Source organism: Nocardioides malaquae (genome assembly GCF_015070385.1).
GTDB classification, from domain to species: Bacteria; Actinomycetota; Actinomycetes; order Propionibacteriales; family Nocardioidaceae; genus Nocardioides; species Nocardioides malaquae.
Genome location: NZ_JADCSA010000608.1, coordinates 1 through 260 on the forward strand (window position 1 = coordinate 1; position 260 = coordinate 260).

Here is a 260-nt window from a genome sequence, read left to right on the forward strand (position 1 = left end):
AAACTACAATAAATCAATGAGGCAGAGAAAGCAACCTTTAATCCATTCTTTTACTGCCAGTAAGTGTTTGGCTTTTCCCCCTATTCGAGCAGAGCTAAACATCATACAGTTCTCTGTAATGATTAGCATTGGGAGATGAACAGCCTTTTCTGCACCAAATAATAGCAAAGCAACGTAATCGGAAATGTGAAATGAAAGTCTCAATGGAGGAGAAAGAAAAACTATTATTTTCTTTGCTGTGCCTTGCTTCGGGACATATC

Annotated in this window: 1 protein-coding gene; it reads right to left on the minus strand. The window is 38.1% G+C overall.

The window, feature by feature from the left end; translation table 11 throughout:
• Window positions 1–3: 3 nt before the first annotated feature.
• Window positions 4–260 (minus strand): hypothetical protein (locus tag IEQ44_RS17305; protein ID WP_227487666.1); only part of this gene is annotated, 257 nt, incomplete at its 5' end.